The organism is Agrococcus sp. HG114 (assembly GCF_024723325.1).
Taxonomy (GTDB): Bacteria; Actinomycetota; Actinomycetes; order Actinomycetales; family Microbacteriaceae; genus Agrococcus.
The window spans coordinates 1-4,885 of the sequence record NZ_JANQCH010000157.1; the positions used below are offsets into that span (position 1 = coordinate 1).

At 74.7% G+C, this 4,885-nt stretch carries 6 protein-coding genes; 2 read left to right on the plus strand and 4 right to left on the minus strand.

Annotated elements, in window-relative coordinates; genetic code table 11:
* Positions 1-242: 242 nt before the first annotated feature.
* From NWP09_RS11795 to NWP09_RS11805, 3 genes are all read right to left on the minus strand, one after another.
* Positions 243-635, minus strand: coding sequence for a hypothetical protein (locus NWP09_RS11795; RefSeq protein WP_258275698.1), 393 nt, complete (start codon positions 633-635; stop codon positions 243-245).
* Between the two features lie 91 nt (positions 636-726).
* Positions 727-1,674: a hypothetical protein gene (locus NWP09_RS11800; protein ID WP_258275699.1), complete on the minus strand. Its 948-nt coding sequence runs from the start codon at positions 1,672-1,674 to the stop codon at positions 727-729.
* Positions 1,675-1,706: 32 nt separating this feature from the next.
* Positions 1,707-2,039: a hypothetical protein gene (locus NWP09_RS11805; protein WP_258275700.1), complete on the minus strand. Its 333-nt coding sequence runs from the start codon at positions 2,037-2,039 to the stop codon at positions 1,707-1,709.
* 34 nt (positions 2,040-2,073) lie between these two features.
* Between NWP09_RS11805 and NWP09_RS11810 the strand changes: the two genes are divergently transcribed.
* Positions 2,074-3,045, plus strand: coding sequence for an o-succinylbenzoate synthase (locus NWP09_RS11810; RefSeq protein ID WP_309137119.1), 972 nt, complete (start codon positions 2,074-2,076; stop codon positions 3,043-3,045).
* Between the two features lie 126 nt (positions 3,046-3,171).
* Positions 3,172-4,038 (plus strand): endonuclease domain-containing protein, encoded by an 867-nt coding sequence (locus tag NWP09_RS11815; protein ID WP_258275701.1) that lies wholly within the window; start codon positions 3,172-3,174, stop codon positions 4,036-4,038.
* Between the two features lie 72 nt (positions 4,039-4,110).
* On the opposite strand, the gene ccsB is transcribed toward NWP09_RS11815, so the two are convergent.
* The coding region (gene ccsB, locus NWP09_RS11820; RefSeq protein WP_258275702.1) for a c-type cytochrome biogenesis protein CcsB at positions 4,111-4,885 on the minus strand (775 nt) is incomplete at its 5' end.

The window sequence follows — 4,885 nt, forward strand, 5'->3', positions numbered from 1 at the left end:
GTCGAGCACGAGCGCGGCAGGGCCGGCGGCGTCGGTCCGCGCGGCGCCGGGCCCGCCCGCGCCGGCCGTCGCTCGCGCCGGACCGAGTCCGACCGTGGAAGCCCGTGCCCCGTCATCCGGTCGCGGCGGAGACGGCACCTCCGGCGGCATCTCGAACTCCGGCATCGTCGTCGACACACGACCATTGTGAACCGTCGCGGAGCTCCGCGGCGATGGGTCCGCCGCGAGCGCCGGCGAGCGCGTCAGATGGGGGCGGAGAGGGCGCCGAGGAAGCCCCAGCCGAACCAGCTCGCCGCGCCGAAGAGCACGAGGAAGCCGAGCGCGAGCGCCGCCGCGAACACGCCCTTGCGCCGCCCATCCGGCTTCATCGCCGCCATGCAGCCGACGACCACGGCGGCCAGCGAGGTCAGGATCGCCATGACGAGCACGACGACGAGCACCGGCAGCTCGCCCGGGCGGGGGGCGAAGAGGTAGCTGAGCTGCTGCGCGAACGAGATGCCCTGCAGCGCGAGCGCCGCGATGAGCAGCAGGAGCGACAGGGTGCCGAGCCGCGCGGCACGCGGATCGCGCACCGCGCGCGGGGGGCGCGCCTCGCGCTGATCGGCCGCCGCTTCTGCCAACAGGTCCTCGAGCATCGCTCGATGCTACGAGCGTGACGGGGCGGACCTCCGCAGGCGCGCGGGCGCATCCGCCCCCGGCCGGGACGCCGGTTGCCTGGGCGCGCGCTCAGCCGCACGCGCGCGGCTCGCCGCCCGCGAGCGCGCAGCGCATGCCCTCGAAGCGGCTCAGCGTCGGATCCATGAAGCCGACCACCTCGAGCGCCGTGCCGACCTCGCCCGACGCGATCGGCACCTGCACCGCCACCTCGCCCGCCTGCCCCGATCGCGCGACGACGATCGGGCGCGGCAGCTGCGCGGTGTCGATGCCCGGCGGCAGCGCGCACGAGCGCTGGGCGGTGCACGCGTCGATGAACTCGCGCCCCGCCTCGGCGAGCGCGTCGAGCGCCGCGTCGGTGAGCTCGGGCTCGAGCTGGATCGCCACCCTCGAGCGGCGGTCGCCGTCGACGTCGACGGTGGTGCCGGGCATCGTGACGAGCGGGGCCTCGATCGCCGCGACCGTGTGGCGGCCGGGCAGGAGCAGGAGGCTGCGGGTCGCCGGCACGACCCCGATCGCGTCGACCTGCACGGGCACCGAGAGCGACGCCGAGATCGCGACCTCCTCGCCGAGCGTGCGCTGCATGCGCCAGGCGCCGTCGGCGTAGACGGCGTCGAGCTGCCGCAGCACCGTGCGGTCGCCCACGACGTAGGTGACCTCGACGCGCGCGGTGCCGTCGCCCAGCTCGGCCGAGGCGATGCGGGGCGAGCGCAGGCGGCCCTCGGGGGCGATCGAGCTCGGCTGCGCCGCGGCGCGCTCGGCGGAGGGCAGCAGCGCCGCGTCGGCGACCTCGTCGTCGCCGCTCGCGATCGCCGTCACGTACGCGAGCACCGCCTCCCGGGCCGCCTGCTCGGAGCGCGGCCCGCGCTGCTCGAGCATCGCCTGCACGCCGAGCGTCCCGCCGACGCCCACGAGCAGCGCGACCACCGCGACCGCGACGAGCGACCGCCGCGACGGGGCGGCAGGGCCGGGGTCGAGCGCCGCCTCGTCGGGCATCTCGAACTGCGGCGCCGTCGCCATGGCACCCAAGGATGCCACCGCATCCGCCCGCCCTACTGCAGCAGACCGAGCGCGAAGCCGATGATGAGGAAGACGACGGGGTTCGACACGACGAGCAGGCCGCCCGCGATCGCCGCCATCGTGATGTTCGCCGTCCCGCGCTTCGCGAGCGCGGCGATCGAGAACGCGAGGCCGAGGAGCGTGATGACGCCCCACACGGGCAGCATCCACACCACGAGGCCGTCGAGCTCGACGAACGCGATGCCCGCGCTCACGAGCAGCATCGCGCCGCACAGCACGGCGGCGACGAGCGCGAGGACGCCCCACAGCGGGCTCCGTCGACGGGTGCCCTCGGCGCGCGTCTCGATGACCCAGGGCAGCTCCACCCGACGATCATGGCAGGCGTGCGAGCATGGGCGCGTGGACCTGGACCTCGAGCGGCTCGCCGACCGGATGCACGTCGTCTCGCTGCCGCTCACGACCCGGTTCCGCGGCGTCGAGGTGCGCGAGGCGGCGCTGATCTCGGGCGCGGCGGGGTGGGGCGAGTGGAGCCCGTTCCTCGAGTACGGGCCCGAGGAGGCGGCGCGCTGGCTGCGCGCGGCGCTCGAGGACGCCGACGTCGAGCGGCCAGCGCCGCTGCGGGATCGGGTGCCGGTGAACGCGACGCTGCCGGCGGTCGCGCCCGGCGCGGTCGCGGGCGTGCTCGCGCGCTACGACGGCTGCCGCACGGTGAAGGTGAAGGTCGCCGAGGCCGGGCAGGTGCTCGCCGACGACGTCGCGCGCGTCGCGGAGGTGCGCGCGCTCCTGCCGGACGCGCGCATCCGGCTCGACGCGAACGGCGGCTGGTCGGTCGACGAGGCCGAGTCCGCGGTGCGCGCGCTCGAGCGCTTCGACCTCGAGTACGTCGAGCAGCCGTGCGCGAGCGTGCCCGAGCTCGCGGAGCTGCGCTCGCGGGTGCACCGGCTCGGCATCCCGATCGCGGCCGACGAGTCGGTGCGGAAGTCCTCCGACCCGCTGCTCGTCGCGCGCGCCGGGGCCGCCGATGTCGTCGTGGTCAAGGCGCAGCCGCTCGGCGGGGTGCGGGCGGCGCTCGAGATCGTCGCGGAGGCCGGCCTGCCCGCGGTGGTCTCGTCGGCGCTCGACACGTCGGTCGGGCTCTCGATGGGCGCCGCGCTCGCGGGCGCCCTGCCGGAGCTGCCGTTCGACTGCGGGCTCGGCACCGGCGCGCTGCTCGCGGCGGACGTCGCCGCCGCCCCGCTCATCCCGGTCGCCGGCACCATCCCGGTGACCCGAGTCGCCCCCGACCCAACCCTCCTCGCCGCCCACGCGGCGCCCCCCGAGCGCGTCGCCCACTGGCGCGCCCGCCTCGCCGCCGCCCTCCCCCACCTCTGATCCTCAACCGGTTCTGTGGTCGGCGGACGCGATTATCGTGCCGGCCGACCACAGAACCGGTTGAGATCTCCACAGGGGCGAGCGCGCTCGCCGTGGGGTGCGGCCGGGTGCCGCAGAGTGCGCGGCATGGAGCTGCTCGAGTGGATGCGCGCGACCGGCGGACTGTGCACGATGCAGGCCGCTCGTGACCGCGCGAGCAAGGACGAGATCGACAGCATGCGGGGCTCCGCGCTGTGGTCGCCGCTGCGCGGGTGGCTCGCGCTCGTCGGCATGCGGGACGAGCGCACGTGGGCGCTGCAGCACGGCGGGGTGGCGACATGCGTCACCTCCTTCGCGAAGCACGGGATGTGGGTCCCGCACGGTCCACAGCACGTGCACGTGCGCGTCAACCGCGAGACGAACAGCGACCGCGTCCGTGCGGCCGCGTCGACGCCCGGCATCGCGCTGCACCGCATGCACCTCCGGCTGCCCGACCAGCGCCCCGTCTTCGGCCTCGACACTCCCATCGCGGCCCTCGCCGTCGCGTCCGGCTGCGTCGCTCCTGACGAGCTGGTCGCCGCGGCCGACTCCGCGCTCGGCGCCGGGCTCGTGCAGCTCGACGACGTCAGGCGCCTCGCCGCCGTCCTCCCACGTCGTCGCCGCCGAGCGCTCGAGCGCGCATCGTCCCTGTCCGGCTCCGGCACCGAGTCGGTCTTTGCCGCGATGCTCCGCCGCGCCGGCGTCGCCTTCGTGCAGCAGCCCGAGCTGCTGCCGGGCCAGTTCGTCGACTTCCTGATCGGCACGTCCCTCGTCGTCGAGATCGACTCCCAGCGCTGGCACGCGAGCCCCGCGCAGCAGGCCAGCGACCGCGCGCGCGATGCCGCACTGACGGCCCTCGGCTACCGCGTCATCCGCTTCACCTACGAGCAGATCACCTTCGAGCGCGACGCCTCCCTGGCAGCCGTGCTCCGGCTCGTGCGCCGTGGCATGCACCGACGGGCCGTGCGCCGCTGATCTCAACCGGTTCTGTGGTCGGCGGACGCGATTATCGCGCCGGCCGACCACAGAACCGGTTGAGGAGGAGGGCTAGAGGCCGCTGTAGGCGTGCAGGCCTTTGAAGAAGAGGTTCACGACCGAGTAGTTGAAGATGATGGCGGCGAAGCCGACGAGCTGGAGCCACGCCGAGCGCGAGCCGCGCCAGCCGCGCGTCGCGCGAGCGTGGATGTAGCCGGCGAAGATGACCCAGATCACGAAGGTCCAGACCTCCTTCGTGTCCCAGCCCCAGTAGCGGCCCCACGCGTGCTCCGCCCAGATCGCGCCGGCGATGAGCGTGAAGGTCCAGAAGATGAAGCCGATGACGCTCAGCCGGTACGCGAGGTCCTCGAGCTGCACGGTCGAGGGCAGCGCCCGGAGGAACCCGCTGTCGCGCCGCTCCTTGACGAGCTGCAGGACGCTGAGGCCCGACCCGAGCGCGAAGAACCCGGTCGCGAGCGTCGCGACGAACACGTGGATCACGAGCCAGTACGACTGCAGGGCCGGCGGGAGCGGGGTCGGCGTGACGTAGAAGTTCACGGTCGCGAGCCCGAGGAAGACGGTCGCGAGCCCGCTGATGAAGACGCCGAGGAAGTTGAGGTCGCGCCAGAGCCGCATGAGCACGAACACGCCCACGATGACCGCGACGCCGGTGAGCGCGAACTCGTACATGTTGGCCCACGGCACGCGGCCGGCGGCGAGGCCGCGCAGCACGGCGCCGCCGAGGTGCAGCGCCCACGCGATCACGATGAGCGCGAAGCCGATGCGCGCGCCGCGCCCCGCTCGGGACACAGGGGCGGATGCGTCGGGCCCGGCGGGTGCCGAGCGC